Raw genomic sequence first — 22732 nt, forward strand, 5'->3', positions numbered from 1 at the left:
GTTGCCGTCGGCCGCCGCGCTGCAGGAGGCGGTTACCAAGGATCCGTCCAAGGCGGCCGATCTGACGGCCAAGGTGCAAGAGGTGACGACCAAATATCAGGGCACCACGACCCTGGCCGACGCCTGCAAGGCCTATGATGAGGTGACGGCGGCGATCAAGGGCTGATCGTTCCTATCGACGTCTTCAAAAGGAGGCGGTGGCGATGGGCCGCCGTCTCTTTTTGTGTTTGGTTACAGGCGGTTGATACGCGCTCAGTTCGGCGCGATGGAGCCGACTTCGATCGCGTCGACCCGCTTCAGGCTCATGCCGATCACCGGCACCAGCTGGTCCGCGACGCGCACTGCAACCGTCACCGTCATCGAATTGTCGTCGGGGATGCGTGCCTGCATGACGCCGCGCAGCTGGTTGCGGTTGATGGTGAACACCACCTTGCGGGCATCGACCACATTGCCGCCGATGATATCGAGGCCGGCACCGGCCGCGCCGCCCATGAAGGAGCCCTTGTAATCGCGCCCCTTGCGCTCGATCTTGGCCGACATCGGCTGGGTGAACATGCCCACACGGCAGCCGCCGTCGAGCGTCATGCCCATCTTGCCGTCGGGCGTCGAGCCGGTGAAGCTGCAATTGAACTTCGTGCCCTTGTATTTGCCGGCGACGATCTCGCCCGGGCCCACCCACTTGCCTTCGGCGGACCGGAAGAACTGCTTGTCCGGCTCCGCCGCGGACGCCTGTGCGGCAATGCCGGCGACAGTGGTGATCGCAACCGCCAGGGGCAACAGGCTGGACAGAATTACGCTTTTCATCGACGACACCCGGCAACAAAGAGGCTGTTTTGGAACCAGTGCGACCATGAACAAGATTGGTTAATGCTTCGTCACTGCCAAGGTCGTCGTTCACTTGCCAGGCGGGGTGTTCTCGCTTTCCTTCCTGCTTGCGAACGATGTCAGCGCGGAGAGGAAATCACCCAGTCCCGGCCGTTTTGCCGCACTGAAGGGCAGGGGGCGCGCCGTCTCCATCGCGGCGATGCCGATGCGCGCCGTCATCATGCCGTTGACGACGCCTTCGCCGAGCTTGGCGGAGAGGCGCGCAGCCAGGCCGTGGCCGACGATCTGCTGGACGAAACTGTCGCCGACGGCGATCGAACCGGTGACCGCCAGATGCGCCAGCACGCTGCGCGCCAGGCGAAAGAAACCCAGTGTTCCCGGCCGCCCGCCATAGAGTTCCGAAAGGCGCCGGATGAGGCGCCCGGCCTCGAACACGACATAGGCTACGTCGACGAGCGCACGCGGACTGACGGCCGTCACCAGCGACACGCGTTTGGCGGCTTCCAGGATCATGATCTTGGCCCTGGCGTCGAGAGGGCCAAGGATCTCCGCCTCAGCGAGACGCACCAGATTGGCGCCATCGATGATCTCGTCGCGCAGATCGGCCAGCGCGCGCCTGCCCGCAGCCGTTTCGGGTTTGGCCGCGACGAAGGCCGACAGCTCGTCGACCACCAATCGCGCCGCCTTGGGATCGTCGCGTGCAATCGCATCGAGCGCACGTTTCTGCAGCTTTTCGACCTCGGCAAGCCGGGCGATCGCCAGGAACTCGCGAATCAGGATCACCACCAGCGCCAGCACGGCGACGGCAGCCATGCCGGCGGCCAGCCAACCCAGCCACTCGGCGCGCGCGAACAGATCGCGAATGAGCTGATCGGTCCACAGGCCGATGGCCAGCGAAACCAGCACCCCGAACGCGCCGAAGAAGATGGAGCCAAGCAATGAACGTTTCCTGCGAGCGACTGCCGGCGGCGGTTCGGCAGCGACGATGTCCGGCTCGTCGAACACGTCGATCTCCGACGGGATGACCAGCGCGACATCGCTCTTCACCGCGCGGGGCTTGCGCTGTGTGTCGGTCTGGACACGGCGCGCCTCCGGCGCCCCGGCCTGGGCACGGCGCGCCTGCGCCGCGTCCTGCTGCGGCGATGTGGCCTCCGGTTCGATGCGGAATGCCGCCGGCTTGCGGGGCGCGGTCATGCCAGATGGTCTCCGATCAGGAACTGCAAGGCACGGTCGAGCCGGATATGCGGCAGTGACAGCATGACGCCCTCGGCCGTGCGCTCGAGTTTTGGCGGGCGAAAACGCACGAAGCGGATCGCCGGGTCGGTATTGTCCTGCCTGTGCGCTCCCCCGGGAGCTTCGAAGACAGCATCAATTTTCTCCGGTAAATCACCGGGAAATATGGCCGTTTCAGCTTTCCCGTCAAAGGTGTCGCCATTGATTGTCTCGCCCGCGAGCGGTGTGCCGATGATGACCGGCAATGTCTCGCGGCCCTGTTTGACGGTGCCTTCCCGTGTTGCGCGCACCGCCGCCATGGCGACGACGTCGACGCCGGCGCCGGTGAAATTCGCCCGCGCCACGGCGCGGTCTGCCAGCCGCCGCACGATCGCCTGCAAGCGGTCATGGCTGTCGTGATGCAGGTGGTCGGCCTTGGTGGCGGCGATCAGGATACGATCGATGCGCCGCGAGAAAAGATCGGTGAGGAAGCTGCCGCGTCCAGGACGGAAACAGGCGAGGATCTCGGTCACCGCGCGCTCCAGGTCGGCCATGGCTCCGGGGCCGGCGTTCAGCGCCTGCATGGCGTCGATCAGCACGATCTGGCGGTCGAGCCGGGTGATGTGTTCGCGGAAGAAGGGTTTGACGACATGGGTCTTGTAGGCCTCGTAGCGCCTTTCCATCATCGCGTGCAGCGAGCCGCTGCGCGGGCGCTTGTCGCCCAGGCTGGCCAGAGGAGCGAAGGTCAATGCGGGCGAGCCTTCGAGATCGCCAGGCATCAGGAAACGGCCCGGCGGCAAAGTCGAAAGCGCCCGCTCGTCGAGCTTGCAGGCTTTGAGATAGGCGGCGAAATCCTCGGCCAGGCGGCGCGCCGTCATCTCCTCGGCATCGGCGTTCGGGTCGATCTCGGCCGATAGCGCCCGCCAGGCCCGCGACAGGTCCTCGCGCACCGGCAACGCAGCCATTTCAAGGGCTTCGCGCGAAAAATCGGCGAAGGATTTTCCGAGCAGCGGCAGGTCGAGCAGCCATTCGCCGGGATAGTCGACGATGTCGACCGACAGTTTTCCGGAGGAAAACATCCTGTTCCAGCCGGAGGCCGATTCATATTCGATGGTCAGCCGCAATTCGGAGATGGCGCGTGTCGAATCGGGCCAGACGCGGTCGTTCACCAAGGCGGCGATATGGTCCTCGTACTGGAATCGGGGCACCGCGTCGTCGGGCTGCTCTTCGAGGAAAGCGCGCGCGATGCGCCCGGATTTCTGCGCCTCGAACAGCGGCAGGCGCCCGCCGTGAATAAGGTTGTGGACCAGCGCCGAGATGAAAACCGTCTTGCCCGCCCTGGAAAGACCCGTGACGCCCAGCCGCAGCGACGGCGAAAATAGCCCGCTGGCGCGGCCCGAAAGCGTGTCGAGCGCAATTCTCGCCTCGTCGGTGAAAGTGGTCAGCGATGACGCCAAAATTGTCTCTCGATGCTGCGACAGGTCCGATATAGGCGTTGCCGTGCTGGTTTGAAATGGCGTCAGAGGTCAGCCGGCGTCAGGAATGCCTCGAGATAGCCGGCACCCTGGGCGGCCCCGGCAAGATCGCCGCTGAAGCGCACGACCGCCAGGCCCGAGGTCGGGAAACCATGATTGAGCATGGCGCGGGCGCTTTCCTCGCCATCGCCGGACACCGCCATGGCGAGATCCTCCGTCATCGGATTGTGGCCGACGAGCAGCATCGAACCCACCCCACCATTGTCCCGGATGAGGCTGAGGTACGCGGCCGCGTCCTCGCTGTAGAGCGCGTCGACGAACAGAACCCGGCCGGTGTCGGCCCGACCGGCCACGCCTTCCAGCGTCTCCTTCGCGCGCCGGGCTGTGGAGCAAAGCGTCAGATCGGGCACATAGGAGCGCGACCGCATGGCGATGCCCATCGCCTCCGCATCAGCGCGGCCGGACGCATCGAGAGGGCGATCGAAATCACGCATGCCGGGCAGCGCCCATCCGGCTTTGGCGTGCCTCAACAGATAAAGCCTGCTCACCCAACCTCCACCGTGCCAACAGCCCGAACCGTGCTGTGATTAGCCATAAGAACAGCGTGGCGCACAATGGCAGTCGTTTTTCGGACATGACGAATCATCAGCCGGCGGCCGCCAGTTCGAAGGATCCGGTACCTAAGACCAGCCCGAATCACCTCAATCGCGCTCATCGAGGCAGATTAACAATTGCGTGAATCGGTAATCGATTGCGCTTGTGCAGGCGTTTGACCGCGAATATATAGGCGCCAAATTTGGGGCTGTTTGGGTGAGTCGAATGAACGATGCCGTTACCGCCGATTACGTACCCTCCGAAGACGAGCCGTTCATGAACGAGCGGCAGAAATCCTACTTCCGCTCAAAGCTCGTCACCTGGAAGAATGACATATTGCGCGAAGCGCGCGAAACCCTCGAAATCCTACAGCAGGAAAACGCCAATCATCCCGATCTAGCCGACCGCGCCTCTTCGGAAACCGACCGCGCCATCGAACTCAGGGCGCGCGACCGCCAGCGGAAACTCATCGCAAAGATCGATTCGGCCTTGCAGCGCATCGAGGAAGGCACTTACGGCTATTGCGAGGAGACCGGCGAACCGATCGCGCTGAAGCGGCTGGATGCCCGCCCGATCGCAACCTTGTCGATCGAAGCGCAGGAGCGGCACGAGCGCCGCGAGAAGGTCTATCGCGACGATTAGCCTGCGGTCTGCATTCAAGAAGATTTCAGCGATATCGCTCTCGAAATGGCCGGTTTTCCGGCCATTTCTTTTTTCAGAACCCGGGCGATGCGCGCAAAACCCCGATCGGTTTTTCGGACCGGGCGCAAGCGCTGCTCATCTTTTCTGGCTGGAGAGTTCGCCCAGAAGCCTGGTCATCTCATCGTCGAGCGACGGCGGTGTTTTTGCCACCGGCTTGGTCGCCGGACTGCTCGAGCGGGGCTGGTCGAGCGAAACCTCGAGTTCCTTCATCAGCGTTTCATCGATGCTTTCCTGCCCCGGCGGTGGTGAAGCCGGCGGCGGGGCATGCCGGACGGCATTGACGTTTGCGGAGCCGTAGGAAGGCAGCGGCGTGACATTGGTCGGCTGATAACCCTGCGCCGCCGGCTTCGGCACCGGCTCCGGAGCGCGCTGGCGGGCGGGTGGCGCTGCACTCACCGGCTGCGGAGCAGGTGCCTGTCTCGCCGGCGCCGGGGTGGGCTGAGGCGGACGCGGCTTTGCCACCGCGACAGGCTGCTGCGAACCGCCATCTCCGGTCAGCGCGGGACGGCGTGGCGCAGAAAGGCGGATGTCACGCTCGACGACGACATCGGTCGGGCCGCCGATCAAAAGCAGATGCTCGATGTCGTCGCGGCGCACCAGCACCAGGCGGCGATGGCTGTCGACGGCGGTGGCGTCCATGACCGCAAGCCGCGTCTTGCGGTTCCGGCCGCCCGCGACAAAGGTGCCGAAGGTCAGGTTGCGAACGAGTTTGACGATGATGAGGACGATAACCAGCAGGACCAGCGCCGCGAAGGTCCACAGCAGTGCCGCTACATAGCCGGGGCCCGCTACGCTATCCAGCCATTGCAGCATTGGTTCCCCCTGATCGGTTTGGAAGTGACGCGACACTAGACCGTTGCGGCGGGCTACCGCAAGTTGCCTTTCACGCTTCATGAACAGCTTGAAACACTGGAGGGCCGGCCGACATCATTTTTATCTGACATTTGCCGCCCGGGCCTTTTCGGGACCAGGAGAATATGATTCAACCCGACAGGGGCGGGCGTCGGCACACATTGCGGCGAGTATCGGAACACCGGACTTCAAGAGCAGGGGGCACATGGCCAAGGAAACGCGCGGCGATTTCTATCCGGTACCGATCGTCGATCAGAACACGCGGCCGGGCGCCGTTACCCGGCTCGTCATCTTCATTGCCGTCCTGACGGGGGCCGCGATCGTTTTCGGCCTGTTTCGCGAGCGGCTCGGCGACCCTTTCCTGCTGGGCATGCTCGGCGTGCTGGCGATGATCGGCGTCGGCTTCCTGTTCGCCACGGCGATCGGCTTCGTGCAGATCACTCCACGCTCGACGGGCGACGAACTGTCGAAGGCATTCGTCGATTCGATGTCGCAGGGTCTTCTGGTCACGGACACCAAGGGCCGCGTGGTCTATGCCAACCGCGCCTATGCCGACATGACCGGAGCCTCTTCCGCGGCCGACCTGAAGACGGTCGAAGGGCTGCTTTCGGATGTTCCGGAAGCTTCGGTCACCATCTACCGACTGGCCTCCGGCCTGCGTGACGGCCAGCCGGGCGACGGCGAGTTCCGGCTCGCGCAGTCGATCAAGCCTGGCGCTGAGCCAGGCGCGCGCTGGTATCGCGCCCGCGCCCGCGCTTTCAGCGTGCCGGGCCAGCGGCCGCCGATGCTCGCCTGGCAACTTGCCGACATTTCGCAGGAACGCGCCGAGCAGGAGCGTTTCTTCCTGGACCTGCAGAAGGCGATCGATCATCTCGACCACGCGCCCGCCGGCTTCTTTTCCGCCGACCAGGAAGGCCGCGTCACCTATATCAACGCCACGCTCGCCGAATGGCTGGGCATCGACCTTGCCAGCTTCACGCCCGGCGCCGTCTCCCTGCCGGAGATCGTCGCCGGCGACGGCATGGCGCTGGTGCGCTCGGTCAAGGCCGACCCCGGTACGACGCGCAACGCGGTCATCGATCTCGACCTCACGACAATGACGGGCGAGGCGCTGCCGGTGCGCTTCATGCATCGCGTTTCAGCCAGCCGCGAAGGCCTCAACGGTCCGACGCGCACGATCGTGCTCAACCGCACGCAAGGCGAGGACGCCTCGGCGGACCTGCGCGCTTCGGAAGTGCGGTTCACCCGCTTCTTCAACTCGACGCCGATGGCGATCGCCGGCGTCGACGCCAGCGGGCGCATCCTGCGCACCAATGCGCCATTCCTTTCGCTGTTTTCATCGGTCGTCGACCGGGACGCCGTCGACCGCCGCATGCGGCTCGACACGGTCATCCACGAACGTGACCGCCCGGCCTTTGCCGCGGCCTTCGAAAAGGCACGGCAGCGGCAGGCCGATATCGAGCCGATCGACACGCTCCTGCCCGGCAATGAGGAGCGCCACATCCGTTTTTACGTCAATGCGGTCGCCGACGGCACAGGCGGCGAGGGGGCCGAGGAGTCGGCCATCGTCTACGCCGTCGAGACGACGGAGCAGAAGGCGCTCGAAGGGCAGATGGCGCAAAGCCAGAAGATGCAGGCCGTCGGCCAGCTTGCCGGCGGCATCGCACACGACTTCAACAATGTGCTGACCGCCATCATCATGGCGTCGGACCTGCTTCTGACCAATCATCGGCCGTCGGACCCATCCTTCCCCGACATCATGAACATCAAGCAGAATGCCAACCGGGCAGCCTCGCTGGTGCGGCAGTTGCTGGCCTTTTCGCGCAAGCAGACGCTGCGGCCGGAAGTGCTGAACCTTACCGACGTGCTCGCCGATCTCAGGATGTTGCTCGCCCGTCTGGTCGGCAACGACATCAAGCTGAAGATCGACCACGGTCGCGATCTCTGGCCGGTCAAGGTCGATATCGGCCAGTTCGAGCAGGTGGTGGTCAACCTGGCGGTCAACGCGCGCGATGCAATGCCGGCGGGCGGCGACCTCACGGTGCGCACCCGCAATGTGACCGCCGAGGAGTGCAAGACCTTTCCCTACCGGGAACTCACTCCGGCGGACTATGTGGTGGCCGAGGTCGAGGACACCGGCAGCGGCATCGCGCCCGACGTGCTGAAGAAGATATTCGAACCGTTCTTCACCACCAAGGAGGTCGGCAAGGGCACCGGCCTTGGCCTGTCCATGGTCTACGGCATCATCAAACAGACCGGCGGCTTTATCTTCTGCGATTCCGAGGTCGGCAAGGGTTCGGTCTTCCGCATCTTCCTGCCGCGCCACATCGCCGAGGCAAAGAAGGCAGGCGAACCCGGGGAAGCACCGGCAGCGGTGCCTGCCAAGTCGGCAGAGACAGGCAAGGATTTGTCCGGGTCGGCCACGGTGCTGCTGGTCGAGGACGAGGATGCGGTGCGCATGGGCGGCATGCGGGCTCTGACCTCGCGCGGCTATACCGTGCACGAGGCGTCCTCCGGGGTCGAGGCGCTGGAAGTGTTCGAAGCGCTCGGCGGCAAGGTCGACATTGTGGTTTCGGATGTGGTGATGCCGGAGATGGACGGGCCGACGCTGCTCGGCGAGTTGCGCAAGCGCCAGCCGGACATCAAGTTCGTCTTCGTGTCCGGCTATGCCGAGGATGCATTCGCCAGGAACCTGCCGGCGGACGCGCATTTCGGATTCCTGCCGAAACCGTTTTCGCTCAAGCAGTTGGCAACGATCGTCAAGGACATGCTGGAGTCTTAGGCCGTGAACCCATAAATCGGGAAATGGCCGAGATTGGTGGTTCCCGGAGGGCAGCTTAGGAGGCGGAATCGCCGAATAGCGGCCGTTCAGCAAATCCGAGCAGCAAGGTTTTTGCGATTTCTCGCGCCTTCGAGGCAAGCGCCTCATCCGGCAGTTCGCCGGCGGTCCAGAATGACAGGACCCCACGAAAGGCAAATGCGAGCTGTTCCGGCAGACTGCGCAGCGCCTCCTGCCTGCTGGCCGCGATCAAGCCTTCGCCCGCTCCAAGGGCCAGCGACCACAAGGTTGTGGAGTGCGCCAGGACCTTTCCGGGGGACGGGCCGGCCGTGCCGATCCATCCCATCACGGCCCGGTTAATCCCCGGCTCCTCCAGCATCACCTCGACCGCCGTATCGATGGCCAACAGCACGCGGCCGGCGGCATCGGCAGGCGGTGACATCCCGGCAAAGCGCTGGACCATCGTATCGATCCGCCGCCCCGAAAGGGCATGCATGATCGCGGCCTTGCTCCCGAACTGATTGAACGGCGTCGCGAAACTGACCCCAGCTTCGGTGGCGAGGTCGCGCATCGAGAAATCGGCCTTACCCTGTCGGAGCAACCGCTCCGCCGCATCGATCACACGCTGGCGAAGCGGCTCACCCCGCGTAGCGGTCGGAGCAACCTTGGTCTTGTTTGGCGTCATGCTGTTATCTATATCATGATATAGTTTCAATCATAGCCCGGAGTGAACCATGACTTCCACCCCTAAGACATTCCTCATCACCGGTGTCAGCTCCGGGCTGGGGCGCGCATTTGCAAGAGGCGCGCTTGAAGCGGGCCATCGGGTGATCGGCACCGTGCGGCGGGAAGCCGACGCCGAGATCTTCGCCGCGCTCGCGCCCGATCGCGCCCACCCGCTCTTGCTGGACGTGACCGATTTCGAGACGGTCCCGGCGGCTGTCACCGCGGCCGAACGGCAGGTGGGTCCAATCGACGTGCTGGTGAACAACGCCGGTTACGGCCATGAGGGCGTGCTGGAGGAGTCCTCCATGGACGATCTCCAGCGCCAGTTCGCCGCCAACGTCTTCGGGCCCGTCGCGATGATCAAGGCGGTGCTGCCGGGCATGCGCGAGCGGCGTCGCGGCCATATCATCAACGTCACGTCCATGGGCGGCTTCATCACCATGCCCGGGATCACCTTCTATTGCGGAAGCAAATTCGCGCTCGAAGGCATTTCCGAAGCGCTCGGCAAGGAAGTAGCAGGCTTTGGAATTCGGGTGACGGCGCTCGCTCCCGGCCAATTCCGCACGGATTGGGCCGGACGCTCGATGGATCGCACGCCGCGCAGCATTGCCGACTATGACGCGGTCATGGACCCGATCCGCGCCGCGCGACAGGCCAAGAGCGGCAACCAACCGGGCGATCCGGCCAAGGCCGCGCAGGCGTTGCTCGTGCTGGTCGATGCCGCGAACCCGCCGGTACGGCTGTTCCTGGGCGACGACGCGCTGGGGCTGGTCGACCAGAAGCTCGACGCGATGCGGGGCGAAATCAGCGCGTGGGAGGAACTTTCGCGCTCAACCAGCTTCGCATCATGAGCGCTTGGAGCGCGTCGGCTGATGAAGACGCGCCGCGCGTCTTCATCAGCCTGCAATTGGGGCGGCTCGGCCTGTGACCGCCGGCCGAACATCCCGCCGAAGAGCAACCAAGTGAAGCCTTGCTTCAGCGAGCGGCTCTATCGCGAGCGCAACCTGATCGAGCGGTTCTTCTCTGAGCTGAAGCACTTCCGGCCTGTCGCCACCCGCTACGACAAGCTCGCCACCAACTTCCTCGCCATGGTCCAGCTCGCCTCGATGCGGCTGTGGCTCCGCGCTTACGAGTCTAGAACAGTTCAGCTTTGATAGAGTCGCCGACCGGTTTAACTCTTTGTTTTCGTGATATTGTCGTCCTGAAACGAAGTTTCCGTGTATTAGCGTTCCCGAATGCCTCTTGCGCAATACCGCGACAAGGCCATGATTGTGGATGAAACGGCAGGGACGAGCTGTTGACGCCACACATCGAAGCCAGCGAGGGTGACTACGCCGACATTGTGCTGTTGCCGGGCGACCCCCAGCGCGCCGAATGGATGGCCATGACATTCCTGGAGGCCCCACGCTGCATCAACCGCCGGCGCGGCGCCCTTGGCTTCACTGGCCTGTTTCGTGGTCAGCCGGTCAGCATCCAGGCGACCGGCATCGGCGTATCCTCCTTTCTGATCTATGCGCATGAGCTGCTGGACGGCTACGGTGTGCGGACTTTGATCCGTACCGGCACCTGCGGCGGGCTGACCGCTGAGGTAAAACTACGCAGCCTCGTCATCTCGCAATCGGTGCGGCCCGAAAGCGCCCGAAGCGGTCAGGTTTTCGGCCTCTATGACGCTGCAGCCGGGCCGGACCCGGCGCTGTTTGCTCGCGCATTGGCGAAGGCGGCCGAACTCGGCATCGACCATCGTGCCGGGCTGACGGCATGCAGCGACGTCTTCCACCATCCGCAGGGACGCGCCCGTTTTGCCGATGCGCAGGCAGCCGGCGCGCTGGCCGTGGACATGGAGACCAGTGCGCTCTATCGCATTTCCAGGCATTTCGGGGCCCGTGCGCTATCGATCTGCACGGTGGTCGACGATATCGACAGCGGCGAACAGACCCAATATGCGGAACGCCAGGATCTTTTTACCGACATGACGCGGCTGGCGCTGGAAATCGCCGCCGCCGATCGGCCCGGTGCGTGATAGGCCCGCCGAGCCGCCCCAGTTCCTGATGCATTCCGAACACAAAGCCGGGGGGCACTTTTCTGGATCTTCAGGCGGCTTCCCATTTCGGCGGCATCTGGTCTTCCATGCCCGGCCGGTGGCTGCGCAGATAGAGCGCGCAGGTGGTGCGCAGCATGGAGGCGAAGTTGGGAATCTCGCCATTGATCTCGATGGCCTCGTCATAGAGTTTCGAGATGAATTTCGGCGTCGTCAGGTCCTGGCTTTCGGCGATTTCGTCGAGCAGTGCCCAAAACGTCGCCTCAAGCTGGATGCTGGTCGAATATCCGTCGATGCGGATCGACCGGTTGATCTGACGATAACCTTCGGGGTCCTGGGCCGCAAATACCCTGCACATCCGACAACCTCCCACGTTCGTTGATTTTTGGCGTTGATTTTGGGTGGACAGATGCTTTTGCCGCCAGAGGCGACGCGGCCTTTGTCCCCGACAGCATTCTCCGGCAAAATCGGCTGAACAGCAATCGGACTTTCGTCCTTGCGATTGTCAGGCGAGTCGATCTTCGGAGCGTGGTAACCGGCTGCCACCATCTTTTGCCGTCGCCGCGCATAATCATCTTCGAAGCATCGAGTGGCGAGGACTGATTTGGCGAAGGCAATCCACACCATGATCCGGGTTCTCGACGAGACCCGCTCCGTCGATTTCTACAGAAATGCCTTCGGCCTCGATGTCGCCGAAAGGCTGGATTTCGACACGTTCACGCTCATCTACCTCAGCAATGCCGAGACGCAATTCGAAGTCGAACTGACCGTGAACAAGGCTCGGCAGGAGCCTTATGCGCTTGGCGATGGCTACGGCCATCTCGCGGTTTCGGTCGTCGATCTCGACGGCGAGCACGACCGGCTCGGCGCGCTCGGCCTCAACCCGAAGAAGATCGTCGAATTCAACCGTGACGGTTCGCTGATCGCACGCTTCTTCTTCATCGAGGATCCGGACGGCTACAGGATCGAGGTTCTGCAACGAGGAGGCAGGTTCCAGTAGAGATCGCGGCCGCGTGTGCGCGGCGCCAGCCAAGGCATCCCATGGATGCAACCAGCAAGCAGGGAGGAAAATATGGTCACGATCTATGAAAGCAGGCCCGGGCTTTCGCGGCGCGAGCTTCTGAAGCGCGGCGGCGTCGGAGCCTTGCTCGTCATTTCCGGCAGCGCGGTCATCAGCCCGGAACATGCCTGGGGCCTCGAAACGTTGGCGCTGAAGCCGGAGACGATGGCGACGCTGATCCAAATGGGGCGGGACGTCTACCCGCACGATCAGCTTCCCGACAAATATTACGCCATCGCGGTCAAGAGCCATGACGAAGAGGCCCGCAAGGATGCCGCACATAGGGATCTCATCGAGAACGGCATCGCCGATCTCGACAAGAGGTCCGGCAAGGGCGGCTACCGGAACCTTGGTTGGGAGGATCAGCGTGTCGCAGTGCTGAAGCAGGTCGAAGCCACGCCTTTCTTCCAGGCGGTGCGCGGCGGCCTCGTCGTCAGCCTCTACAACCAGAAGGAGGTCTGGCCGGTCTTTGGCTATGAGGGCGAATCCTATTCCAAGGGCGGCTATATCGCGCGCGGCTTCGACGACATCGAGTGGCTCTGAGCCGGCTCCTCTCGTCACCCAGCAAAATCGAAATCATGGGAGGAAACCATGGCAGCAGCATTTGATCTGAAAAACGACAATTTGGTCGTCATCATCGGCTCGGGGGCCGGCGGCGGCACGCTCGGCAATGAACTCGCCCAGAAGGGCATCGACGTCGTCATCCTGGAGGCCGGCGCACGCCACGAATTCGACGACTTCATCAATGACGAGTGGGACTCCTTTGCCCAACTCGCCTGGAAAGACAAGCGCACGACTTCGGGCGACTGGCGCGTAGCCAGGGATTTTCCGAACCTGCCGGCCTGGATCGTGAAATCGGTCGGCGGCTCGACCACGCACTGGGCCGGCGCTTCGCTGCGCTTCCAGGAGCATGAGTTCAAGACCGCCTCGACCTACGGCAAGGTGGAGGGCGCGAACCTGCTCGATTGGCCGGTGACACTGGCCGAGATGGAGCCCTACTACGCCAAGGCCGAAGCCAAGATGGGCGTCACCGGCACCAATGACTGGCCGAGGCTGCCGGGCAACAATAATTTCAAGCTGTTGAAGGCTGGTGCCGACAAGCTCGGCTACAAGGAATGTCACACCGGCAACATGGCGATCAATTCGGTCGAGCGTGACGACCGGATGTCCTGCCAGCAGACCGGCTTCTGCTTCCAGGGCTGCAAATGGGGCGCCAAATGGTCGACGCTCTACACCGAGATCCCGAAAGGCGAAGCGACAGGCCATCTCGAGGTGAGGCCGAACGCCATGGCCGTCAAGATCAACCATGACGCCTCGGGAAAGGTGACCGGCGTCGTCTATGCCGACAAGGACGGCAAGCTGCAGGAGCAGAAGGCCCGCATCGTCGCCGTCGCCGGCAATTCGATTGAAAGCCCGCGCCTGCTGCTCAATTCGGCTTCGAGCAAGTTCCCTGACGGGCTCGCCAATTCATCGGGGCAGGTGGGCAAGAACTACATGCGCCACACCACCGGCTCGGTCTATGCCATCTTCGACAAACCGGTGCACATGTATCGCGGCACCACGATGGCCGGCATCATCCGCGACGAGGCGCGGCATGATCCATCGCGCGGTTTCGTCGGCGGCTACGAATTCGAGACGCTTTCGCTCGGCCTGCCGTTTATGGCGGCCTTCCTCGATCCCGGCGCTTGGGGCCGCTCCTTCACCACCGCGCTCGACCACTACGACCACATGGCAGGGCTGTGGATCGTCGGCGAGGACATGCCGCGCGAAGAAAACCGCATCACGCTGCATGCCGACGAAAAGGACGAGCACGGCATGCCGATCGCCGATGTGCATTTCGACGATCATCCCAACGATACGGCGATGCGCGATCATGCCTACAAACAGGCCACGGCGCTCTACGATGCGGTTGGAGCGACGCGTACTTTCCCGACGCCGCCTTATCCTTCCACCCATAATCTCGGCACAAACCGGATGAGCGAGAAGGCGGCCGAAGGCGTCGTCAACAAGCACGGCCAGACGCACGACATCAATAACCTGTTCGTTTCCGACGGCAGCCAGTTCACGACAGGCGCGGCCGAGAACCCGACGCTGACGATCGTCTCGCTGGCGATCCGGCAGGCCGATTACATCGCCAGCCAAATGTCAGCGAGAAGCATCTAGTTCCACCTCCCGACTGCCTGCTGGCGCGGAGCCCCGACCGGGGTTCCGCGCCATTTTTCTCGACTTTCAGCCCTTGGTGCAGGTCGAGGCGGTGAAGGCGCCGTCGGGCTGTCTCATGATGATGTCGAACGAGGGCGGGCCCTGACCATCCAGAGTTGCCTGAGTGAGGGACAACGAGTTGCCGCCGGCGGTGTAGCCGCCGAGCGGTCCCAGCCAGGAGATCACCCCATTTGCGTCCATCTGGTAATTGTAGCCCTGCTGGGCGGTCCCGAAGGTGACTGGGCCGGTATAGACGTTTCCCTTGATGGTGATGTCGCCGAGGTTGAGGAACATGCCGAGCAGGTAGACCTCGCAATGATAAATGCCGTCGGGCATCTTGCCGTCGCTGAAGTCGGCTCGCGCCGCCCCGGTCGCCGCCGCCAGAAACAATAGGCCGGTAGAGATGCGTGAAATTCCGGATGCCATGACGTCGCTCGGTTGAGGGGCGAACTTGCCCCATTTGTGTGCCGTACCGCAATATTTGTCGCGTGCGGCCCGCGTCCGGAGATCAAAATCTAGGCATTTGGAGAAATTGGACGAAAATTAGGCAAAAACCGTGTGCGCTGCGCAAATTTCTCTCAACCAATTTTTAACCGGGCGCTCACGATTTCTCTAAGTACGATACATCAAGCCGCTGATAACATTGAGCATTAACTCCTTCCACGAAACCGCCTCGGCGATTGGCATGGGGGTTGCTTCGTAGTGTTGCGTTGCAATCAATCAGCTTGGGAGTGTCAGGCATGAGGGGTAATTTCTCGACAATAACAAAAATGTTTTCGGCGGGCGTGGTCGCTGCCGGCCTGTCGATGTCGGCGCCCGCGAAGGCGGCCGACGACACGATCAAGGTCGGCATCCTCCATTCGCTGTCCGGCACGATGGCGATTTCGGAGACGACGCTGAAGGATGCCATGCTGATGCTCATCGACGAGCAGAATGCCAAGGGCGGCCTGCTCGGCAAGAAGCTCGAAGCGGTCGTCGTCGATCCGGCGTCCAACTGGCCGCTCTTCGCCGAGAAAGCGCGCGAGCTGATCTCCAAGGACAAGGTCGCGGCGGTGTTCGGCTGCTGGACCTCGGTGTCGCGCAAATCGGTGCTGCCGGTGTTCTCGGAACTCGACAACATCCTGTTCTATCCAGTCCAGTATGAGGGCGAGGAGAGCGAGCGCAACGTGTTCTATACGGGCGCGGCGCCGAACCAGCAGGCCATTCCGGCCGTCGACTATCTGATGAGCGAGGATGGCGGCTCGGTGAAGCGATGGGTGCTGGAAGGCACCGACTATGTCTATCCCCGCACCACCAACAAGATCCTCGAGGCCTATTTGAAGGCCAAGGGCGTCGCGGCGGAAGACATCATGGTCAACTACACGCCGTTCGGTTTCTCGGACTGGCAGACCGAAGTCTCGGCAATCAAGAAGTTCGGTTCGGCCGGCAAGAAGACCGCCGTCGTCTCCACCGTCAACGGCGACGCCAACGTGCCGTTCTACAAGGAACTGGGCAACCAGGGCATCAAGGCCGAGGACATCCCGGTCATGGCCTTCTCGGTCGGCGAGGAGGAGCTTGCCGGTCTCGACACGGCGCCGCTGGTCGGCCATCTCGCCGCCTGGAACTACTTCGAGAGCGTCGACACGCCCGAGAACAAGAAGTTCATCGCCGACTGGCACAAGTTCATCAAGAACGACAAGCGCACCACCAACGACCCGATGGAGGCCCACTATATCGGCTTCAACATGTGGGTGAAGGCGGTCGAGAAGGCCGGCACCACCGATCCGGACAAGGTGATTGACGCCATGGTCGGCGTCTCGGTGCCGAACCTGACCGGCGGCTACTCGACGATGATGCCGAACCATCACATCACCAAGCCGGTGCTGATCGGTGAAATCCAGGCCGACGGCCAGTTCGAGACGGTCTCGCGCACGCCGGGGCTGGTGATGGGCGACGAGTGGTCGGATTACCTGCCCGACTCCAAGGACTTGATCTCCGATTGGCGGGCGCCTCTGTCCTGCGGCAACTTCAATGTCGCCACCGGCAAATGCGGCGGCAAGGGTACAAACTGATCCTCCCGGGCTGGACCTTCAGGTCCATGCCCATGACCGCGAGCGTCCGGACGGTTCCTTCGCCGTCCGGACGTCCAACTCAACCCTGAAGAGTCGCCTGACGCCGATGAACCTTTTCCGCGCACTTGGCCTGACACTGCTGTTCTTGCTGGCGACGCTGTCGTCATCGGGCGCCGGCGAAGCCGATCTGCGTGGCATCATCGCCAAGTTCGCCGCCGCCAAGGGTTTTTCGGAGACGGGAGCTGTCGTTCACGACCTGGCGGCGACCGGCGATCCGGCAGTGGAGCGGCCTCTTGCGGCACTCGCCGATGGCAATCTTTACATCCGCAAGATCGATTCCCTGGTCTTCGTAGGCAAGGAAGGCGGCGAACGGGTCCAGCTTTTCGACCCGCTGAGCGGTGAGCCATCCGGTGAAGCAGCCAAGGACGACATCACCAAGATCAAGGTCAACAACACGCTGCGCCGCACCATCCGCGATGCGCTGGGCACGCTGACGCTTGGCGCCAAGAATCCGGCCGTGCGGCTCGCCGCCGCCGACACCATGTTCAAGACGCCCGATTCCGCAAACATCGAGCCGCTCGACGCTGCGATCGCCAATGAGACGGTCGCCAGTGTCAAGACCTTGCTGGAACAGGCTCGTGCCGCGTCGATTCTGAGCTCGGATCTGCCTGATGCCGACAAGCTCGCGGCAATCGCCCTGATCGGCGCGCGCGGCGACCGCGATGCGGTATCGCTGCTCACCTCGGCAGAGGCCAAAGCCTCGGGCGCAGTGAAGGAAGCGGCGACCGCGGCAATCGCCAACATCAATTCGACGCTGGCCCTGTGGGACGCCGGACAGAACATCTGGTACGGCATTTCGCTGGGCTCGGTGCTGCTGCTGGCGGCGATCGGGCTTGCCATCACCTTCGGCGTCATGGGCGTCATCAACATGGCGCATGGCGAGATGGTGATGCTCGGCGCCTACACGACCTTCGTTGTCCAGCAGGTGATCCGTACATCCTTTCCCGGCCTGTTCGACTGGTCGCTGGTGATCGCGCTGCCGCTCGCCTTCCTGGTCGCGGGGCTTGTCGGCCTCGCCATCGAGCGCGGCATTATCCGCTTCCTCTACGGCCGGCCGCTGGAGACGCTGCTGGCGACATGGGGCGTTTCGCTAATCCTGCAGCAGGCAGTGCGCTCGATCTTCGGGCCGACCAACCAGGAGGTCGGCAATCCCTCCTGGATGTCGGGTTCGTTCGATGTCGGCCAGCTTGCCATCACCTGGAACCGGCTCTGGATCCTGGTCTTCGCGCTTAGCGTCTTTGCCGTGCTGCTCTATGTGATGAAGCGCACCCCCTGGGGCCTACAGATGCGCGCCGTCACTGCCAACCGCCGCATGGCCGCCTCCATGGGCATCAGGACGCCATGGGTCGACGCGCTGACCTTCGCGCTCGGCTCCGGCATTGCCGGCATTGCCGGCGTGGCGCTCAGCCAGATCGACAATGTCTCGCCCAATCTCGGCCGTGGCTACATCATCGACAGTTTCATGGTCGTCGTCTTCGGCGGCGTCGGCAATCTGTGGGGCACGCTGGTCGGCGCCTTTTCGCTGGGCATCGTCAACAAGTTCCTGGAACCCTATGCCGGCGCCGTGCTCGGCAAGATCGTCGTGCTGGTGCTGATCATCCTGTTCATCCAGAAGCGCCCGCGCGGCCTGTTCGCGCTCAAGGGCAGGGCGGTGGAAGCATGATGTCGGGACGCTTCTTCGCCGCGGGCGCGGACCGCCGCATCGCCATCACCATTTTCATCCTGCTCGCGGCCGCGATCGTCGGCCCTCTGCTCAATCTTGCTGTGTCACCGACGAGCGCCTTCTACGTCCCGCCCTATATCGTGGCGCTGACCGGCAAATATCTCTGCTACGCGCTGCTTGCCTTGGCGCTCGATCTTGTCTGGGGCTATTGCGGCATCCTTTCGCTCGGCCACGGCGCCTTCTTCGCGCTCGGCGGCTACGCGATGGGCATGTATCTGATGCGCCAGATCGGCTCGCGCGGCGTCTATGGCAACCCGATCCTGCCTGATTTCATGGTATTCCTGAACTACAAGGAGCTGCCCTGGTTCTGGACCGGCTTCGACCATTTCTGGTTCGCCGGCCTCATGGTGCTCGCGGTGCCCGGCCTGCTCGCCTTCGTCTTCGGCTGGTTCGCCTTCCGCAGCCGCGTCACAGGCGTCTATCTCTCGATCATCACACAGGCGATGACCTATGCGCTGCTGCTCGCCTTCTTCCGCAACGACATGGGCTTCGGCGGCAACAACGGCCTGACCGATTTCAAGGACATTCTGGGCTTCAACGTCCAGGCCGACGTGACCCGCTCGGCGCTGTTCGCGGCCAGCGCGGTGATGCTTGCGCTCGGCGTCTTCGTCACCTGGGCGATCGTCGGCTCCAAATACGGCAAGCTGCTGATGGCGGTGCGCGATGCCGAAAGCCGCACCCGCTTCCTCGGCTGGCGGGCTGAGAATGTGAAGTTGTTCGCCTTCACGGTTTCAGCTGTCATGGCCGGCGTCGCGGGCGCGCTTTACGTGCCGCAGGTCGGCATCATCAATCCGGGCGAATTCGAACCCTCCAATTCGATCGAGGTGGTGATCTGGGCCGCGGTCGGCGGGCGCGGCACCATCATCGGGCCGATCATCGGTGCGCTGCTGGTCAACGCCGGAAAATCCTGGTTCACCGGCGTGCTGCCTGAACTGTGGCTGTTCGCACTCGGCGGCGTGTTCGTCGCCGTGACGCTGCTCTTGCCGAAAGGCATCATCGGCATGTGGGATAGCTGGCGCGGCAACGCCAAGGCGCTGCGCGCGGCATCGTTGGCCGAGGAGGCCGGCGCCGATGGTGAAATCGCGCCGTCCAAAGTCGTGCAGGCGGCGGCCAAAACACCCGGCGAATGGTCCTCGTCCAGCCTCGAACCACAGCCGGCGGAGTAACGAGCGATGTCGAAGTCGAACACCATTCTCTATCTCGACGGCGTCTCGGTTTCCTTCGACGGCTTTCGCGCCATCAACAATCTGTCGCTGGTGCTCGACAAAGGCGAGATGCGCGCCATCATCGGCCCCAACGGCGCCGGCAAGACCACGATGATGGACATCGTCACCGGCAAGACACGGCCCGACGAGGGCGAGGTGTTCTTCGACGGCCAGGTCGATCTCACCTGCCATGACGAGGCCGAGATCGCCATGATGGGCATCGGCCGCAAATTCCAGAAGCCGACGGTTTTCGAAAGCCATACGATCGAGGAAAATTTGATGCTGGCGCTGAAGGGGCCGCGCTCGATCTTCCCGGCGCTGTTCCATCGACGCTCGCCCGCCGAGACGCGGCGGATCGATGACATCCTCGGGACCATCCGGCTCGGCGACAAACGCGACGAGTTCGCCGCCAATCTCAGCCATGGGCAGAAGCAGTGGCTGGAGATCGGCATGCTCCTGGCGCAGGACCCGAAGCTGCTGCTGGTCGACGAGCCGGTCGCCGGCATGACCGACGCCGAAACCGAGGAAACCGCGCGCCTGCTCAAGGAGATCGCCCGCGACCATTCAGTGATCGTCGTCGAGCATGACATGCATTTCGTGCGCGAGCTCGGCGTCAAGGTCACCTGCCTGCATGAGGGCTCGGTGCTTTCAGAAGGCACGCTCGATTTCGTATCTGCCGATGAACGCGTCGTCGAAGTCTATCTGGGGAGATGAGCATGGTTTGGCGGGTGCAATTCCATCGCTTCGATCTTGCCTTCCTTCGGTTCTGGAGAAGGCGCTGACATGCTCGAAGTTTCCGATGCCACGCTCCACTACGGCGCCGCCCAGGCGCTGCGCGGCGTGTCGCTGAAGGCGGGCGCCGGCAAGATCACTTGCGTGCTCGGCCGCAATGGCGTCGGCAAGACCAGTTTGATGAGATCGATCGTCGGCCACCACAGGCTGACGAGCGGAAGCGTTGCCTTCGAGGGGAAGGCGCTCGACCGGAGCGCGGCGTATGACCGCGCCCGGTCGGGCATCGCATTCGTGCCGCAGGGCAGGGAGATCTTTCCGCTGCTCAGCGTGCGGGAAAACCTTGAATCGGGATTCTCGCCCCTGAAACGGGCCGACCGCAACGTGCCGGCGCATGTCTTCGAATTGTTTCCGGTGCTCAAGCAGATGCTTGGCCGCCGCGGCGGCGATCTCTCCGGCGGCCAGCAGCAGCAGCTCGCCATCGGCAGGGCGCTGGTGATGCGGCCCAAGCTTCTGGTGCTCGATGAGCCGACGGAAGGTATCCAGCCGTCCGTTATCAAGGACATCGGCCGCGCCATCCGCTATTTGCGCGACCAGGTCGGAATTGCGGTTCTTCTCGTGGAGCAATATCTCGACTTCTGCCGCGAACTCGCCGACGAGGTCAACATCATGGACCGCGGCCAGATCGTCCATACTGGTCCTGCGGAAGATCTCGACCGGGCGGATGTCAGGAAGTTCCTGACGGTGTAAATCCATCTCCTGATGAAAGATTGCTCAACCTTTCTTCAACACCCGCTGGCACGCTCAATACTACATGCTAGTCTTCTGATGGCTTTGTGAGTCGGCCGCTTCCGTATCAGTCTGGTTTGTCGCAGATCGAGGTGGGCGACGGGCAAGTTCCGCGCAAGCATGCGTTCCTAGCATCGTCCCTGCGATCTCTGTCGTTCAACGCGTTTGGGCATACAGGCCAAGGGGCAGCCATGGAACGTTACGTCGAGGACTACCAGAAGCGGCGGCTCACAGAGCGCGTCGACATCATCACAGCCATCAACATTCTGAAGTCCCAGGGCTATGACCACGACGAGCTGATCGAGGAGATCACCAAGGTCTTCTATGTCGACCTCGATGCCTTCAATGAAATTGTCATGGCGGCGTAAAAGCCGCATTCGGCCATTCAACAATGATGGGCACGGCATTGATGCGCTTGGTCAGCTAGCGCGCCGGAATGGAGAGGCGGTGACGCGGTTGCGGCCGCCGCGCTTGGCGGCATAGAGCGCCTTGTCGGCGGCGCTAAGCACCTTGTCGAAGCTCAGGCCCTCTTTGGTGCCGAAAGCAAAGCCGGCGCTGACGGTGCACGTCAGGGGACCGTTCTCGGTGTCGATGCGGCGCGCGGCGAACGAGGTTCGTATCGCCTCGGCCGTGTTTTCCACTGTTTCGGGCAAAGTCCGCTTCAGCACCACCGCGAACTCCTCGCCCCCCATGCGCGCGGCGACATCGGTCGGGCGAAGGTTGCCGGCAAGCTCCTTGGCGAACACTTTCAGCACCTCATCGCCCGTCGCGTGGCCGAACTGGTCGTTGATGGCCTTGAAGCTATCGAGGTCGAACACGACCACGGCGGTAAAGGCGCCGACGGGAGAATCGCCAAAGAGGTCGAACAGCGCGCGGCGGTTGAGCAGGCCGGTCAGCTGATCCGTCAGCGCGTTGCGGCGGTGATGCCCCGCCAGACGCCCCTGGTTGAGGGCCAGCGACAAGGCGCCGATGCCGGTCATGCTGGCGATGACGACGATGAGGCTGAGATCCTCGGCCCAGTTCCTTGGCGCATGGCTCAGGATCAGCTTGCCGTCCCATGCCAAAACCGTCGCGCAGAGCAGGAAGGACATGGCGGTCGCCGAATAGAGTGCGGCGGCGCCGATGGTAAGCGCTGGGGCCTCGGCGCGGCCCTTCCAGTATTCGGCGGCGGTTGCGAACAGGAGCAGGGCCGCGAACAGATTCTCGAACATGAAGCCGAGCCCGTCATAGCCGAGAGCCATGGGCGGCAGCGCCACTGCCAGCGAAATGCCGCTGCCGATCAAAACTCTGGGGATCGGCGAGCCGCCGCTTCTGAATTGGTATGCGGCGCCCAGCATCATGGAGAAGCCGACCAGCAGCAAGGTGAAGGTGGCGATGCCGAGGCCGCGCCTGGGCGCGTCGATATAGGCGTCATAGGTGAAGACCTCGCCCACCACCAGCATGGCGCTGAGCGCCCAGGTGAGCAGGAACTTGTCGGTGCGGGCGGTGAGCCATGTGCCGAACAACGTCAGGCTCAGGCAGGCAGCGGAGAAACCGACCGCCAGCAGAAGTGAGTTGTAGTCGAGCGACATGCCCTCGTTCCTTGCCCGCGACGACCCTGCAGCCTGACGTTGCTGGAGTCATGACGCAAGGAAGTGTCGATAAGGTTACGATCGCGGCGAAAAAGCCAAGCTTGCACGGCGTTAGAGGACTACCGCCGACAGGAGCAGA

At 63.1% G+C, this 22732-nt stretch carries 23 protein-coding genes and 1 pseudogene; 15 read left to right on the top strand and 9 right to left on the bottom strand.

Annotated features, from left to right (window positions below; translation table 11 throughout):
* The first annotated feature begins 1 nt into the window (after window position 1).
* Window positions 2-166 carry a hypothetical protein gene (locus FJ972_RS17110; RefSeq protein ID WP_181173493.1) on the top strand — a complete coding sequence of 55 codons (165 nt, stop codon included), beginning with the start codon at window positions 2-4 and terminating at the stop codon, window positions 164-166.
* A gap of 86 nt (window positions 167-252) precedes the next feature.
* Here the strand turns inward: FJ972_RS17110 and FJ972_RS17115 are convergent, their stop codons facing one another.
* From FJ972_RS17115 to FJ972_RS17130, 4 genes are all read right to left on the bottom strand, one after another.
* Window positions 253-804, bottom strand: coding sequence for a hypothetical protein (locus FJ972_RS17115; protein ID WP_140498896.1), 552 nt, complete (start codon window positions 802-804; stop codon window positions 253-255).
* Between the two features lie 90 nt (window positions 805-894).
* Window positions 895-2019 carry a YcjF family protein gene (locus FJ972_RS17120; protein ID WP_140525370.1) on the bottom strand — a complete coding sequence of 375 codons (1125 nt, stop codon included), beginning with the start codon at window positions 2017-2019 and terminating at the stop codon, window positions 895-897.
* Window positions 2016-3494 carry a YcjX family protein gene (locus tag FJ972_RS17125; protein ID WP_140525369.1) on the bottom strand — a complete coding sequence of 493 codons (1479 nt, stop codon included), beginning with the start codon at window positions 3492-3494 and terminating at the stop codon, window positions 2016-2018. The genes FJ972_RS17120 and FJ972_RS17125 overlap by 4 nt, the downstream gene beginning before the upstream one ends.
* 62 nt (window positions 3495-3556) lie before the next feature.
* The gene (locus FJ972_RS17130) at window positions 3557-4060 is read right to left on the bottom strand and encodes a SixA phosphatase family protein (protein WP_140498890.1); all 504 of its coding nucleotides are present in this window, start codon (window positions 4058-4060) and stop codon (window positions 3557-3559) included.
* Window positions 4061-4331: 271 nt separating this feature from the next.
* Between FJ972_RS17130 and dksA the strand changes: the two genes are divergently transcribed.
* The gene (gene dksA, locus FJ972_RS17135) at window positions 4332-4748 is read left to right on the top strand and encodes an RNA polymerase-binding protein DksA (RefSeq protein WP_140498888.1); all 417 of its coding nucleotides are present in this window, start codon (window positions 4332-4334) and stop codon (window positions 4746-4748) included.
* Window positions 4749-4883: 135 nt separating this feature from the next.
* Here the strand turns inward: dksA and FJ972_RS17140 are convergent, their stop codons facing one another.
* A complete protein-coding gene (locus tag FJ972_RS17140) occupies window positions 4884-5621 on the bottom strand; it encodes a flagellar biosynthetic protein FliO (protein ID WP_181173491.1) in 738 nt (245 codons plus the stop codon).
* Between the two features lie 244 nt (window positions 5622-5865).
* Here FJ972_RS17140 and cckA point away from each other — a divergent pair, with 244 nt between their 5' ends.
* A complete protein-coding gene (cckA, locus tag FJ972_RS17145) occupies window positions 5866-8442 on the top strand; it encodes a cell cycle histidine kinase CckA (RefSeq protein ID WP_140515292.1) in 2577 nt (858 codons plus the stop codon).
* 55 nt (window positions 8443-8497) lie between these two features.
* On the opposite strand, the gene FJ972_RS17150 is transcribed toward cckA, so the two are convergent.
* Entirely contained in the window at window positions 8498-9124 is a 627-nt protein-coding gene (locus FJ972_RS17150; RefSeq protein ID WP_140525368.1) for a TetR/AcrR family transcriptional regulator, read from the bottom strand.
* A 49-nt stretch (window positions 9125-9173) separates the two neighbouring features.
* Here FJ972_RS17150 and FJ972_RS17155 point away from each other — a divergent pair, with 49 nt between their 5' ends.
* The 3 genes and pseudogenes from FJ972_RS17155 (at window position 9174) to FJ972_RS17165 (ending at window position 11185) form a co-directional block, all read left to right on the top strand.
* On the top strand, window positions 9174-10016 hold the full coding sequence (locus FJ972_RS17155; RefSeq protein WP_140525367.1) for an oxidoreductase: 843 nt from the start codon (window positions 9174-9176) through the stop codon (window positions 10014-10016).
* Window positions 10017-10100: 84 nt separating this feature from the next.
* A pseudogene (locus FJ972_RS17160) lies at window positions 10101-10319 on the top strand (IS5/IS1182 family transposase); the annotation flags it as partial.
* Window positions 10320-10462: 143 nt separating this feature from the next.
* Entirely contained in the window at window positions 10463-11185 is a 723-nt protein-coding gene (locus FJ972_RS17165) for a DeoD-type purine-nucleoside phosphorylase (protein WP_140525366.1), read from the top strand.
* Between the two features lie 70 nt (window positions 11186-11255).
* Here the strand turns inward: FJ972_RS17165 and FJ972_RS17170 are convergent, their stop codons facing one another.
* Window positions 11256-11561 (bottom strand): ribbon-helix-helix domain-containing protein, encoded by a 306-nt coding sequence (locus FJ972_RS17170; protein WP_140498878.1) that lies wholly within the window; start codon window positions 11559-11561, stop codon window positions 11256-11258.
* A 246-nt stretch (window positions 11562-11807) separates the two neighbouring features.
* On the opposite strand from FJ972_RS17170, the gene FJ972_RS17175 reads away from it, so the two are divergent.
* The 3 genes from FJ972_RS17175 (at window position 11808) to FJ972_RS17185 (ending at window position 14426) form a co-directional block, all read left to right on the top strand.
* Window positions 11808-12203 carry a VOC family protein gene (locus FJ972_RS17175; protein WP_140525365.1) on the top strand — a complete coding sequence of 132 codons (396 nt, stop codon included), beginning with the start codon at window positions 11808-11810 and terminating at the stop codon, window positions 12201-12203.
* Window positions 12204-12275: 72 nt separating this feature from the next.
* Entirely contained in the window at window positions 12276-12806 is a 531-nt protein-coding gene (locus FJ972_RS17180) for a gluconate 2-dehydrogenase subunit 3 family protein (RefSeq protein WP_140525364.1), read from the top strand.
* 48 nt (window positions 12807-12854) lie between these two features.
* Window positions 12855-14426, top strand: coding sequence for a GMC family oxidoreductase (locus FJ972_RS17185; protein WP_140498874.1), 1572 nt, complete (start codon window positions 12855-12857; stop codon window positions 14424-14426).
* Between the two features lie 66 nt (window positions 14427-14492).
* Here FJ972_RS17185 and FJ972_RS17190 read toward each other — a convergent pair whose 3' ends face one another.
* Window positions 14493-14891 (bottom strand): hypothetical protein, encoded by a 399-nt coding sequence (locus tag FJ972_RS17190; protein WP_140498872.1) that lies wholly within the window; start codon window positions 14889-14891, stop codon window positions 14493-14495.
* 314 nt (window positions 14892-15205) lie between these two features.
* On the opposite strand from FJ972_RS17190, the gene urtA reads away from it, so the two are divergent.
* The 6 genes from urtA (at window position 15206) to FJ972_RS17220 (ending at window position 21390) form a co-directional block, all read left to right on the top strand.
* Complete coding sequence (gene urtA / locus FJ972_RS17195) at window positions 15206-16516, top strand: urea ABC transporter substrate-binding protein (protein ID WP_140498870.1); 1311 nt, start codon at window positions 15206-15208, stop codon at window positions 16514-16516.
* Window positions 16517-16622: 106 nt separating this feature from the next.
* A complete protein-coding gene (gene urtB / locus FJ972_RS17200; RefSeq protein ID WP_140525363.1) occupies window positions 16623-18239 on the top strand; it encodes an urea ABC transporter permease subunit UrtB in 1617 nt (538 codons plus the stop codon).
* Window positions 18236-19465 (top strand): urea ABC transporter permease subunit UrtC, encoded by a 1230-nt coding sequence (gene urtC, locus FJ972_RS17205; RefSeq protein WP_140525362.1) that lies wholly within the window; start codon window positions 18236-18238, stop codon window positions 19463-19465. Before urtB ends, urtC begins: the two co-directional genes overlap by 4 nt.
* Window positions 19466-19471: 6 nt before the next feature.
* Window positions 19472-20218 carry an urea ABC transporter ATP-binding protein UrtD gene (gene urtD / locus FJ972_RS17210; RefSeq protein ID WP_140525361.1) on the top strand — a complete coding sequence of 249 codons (747 nt, stop codon included), beginning with the start codon at window positions 19472-19474 and terminating at the stop codon, window positions 20216-20218.
* A 69-nt stretch (window positions 20219-20287) separates the two neighbouring features.
* A complete protein-coding gene (gene urtE / locus FJ972_RS17215; RefSeq protein WP_140525360.1) occupies window positions 20288-20983 on the top strand; it encodes an urea ABC transporter ATP-binding subunit UrtE in 696 nt (231 codons plus the stop codon).
* Between the two features lie 230 nt (window positions 20984-21213).
* Window positions 21214-21390 carry a hypothetical protein gene (locus FJ972_RS17220; RefSeq protein ID WP_140498860.1) on the top strand — a complete coding sequence of 59 codons (177 nt, stop codon included), beginning with the start codon at window positions 21214-21216 and terminating at the stop codon, window positions 21388-21390.
* 51 nt (window positions 21391-21441) lie between these two features.
* Here FJ972_RS17220 and FJ972_RS17225 read toward each other — a convergent pair whose 3' ends face one another.
* Window positions 21442-22593 (bottom strand): GGDEF domain-containing protein, encoded by a 1152-nt coding sequence (locus FJ972_RS17225; RefSeq protein ID WP_140525359.1) that lies wholly within the window; start codon window positions 22591-22593, stop codon window positions 21442-21444.
* Window positions 22594-22732: the final 139 nt, after the last annotated feature.

This window comes from Mesorhizobium sp. B2-1-1 (genome assembly GCF_006442975.2).
GTDB lineage: Bacteria > Pseudomonadota > Alphaproteobacteria > Rhizobiales > Rhizobiaceae > Mesorhizobium.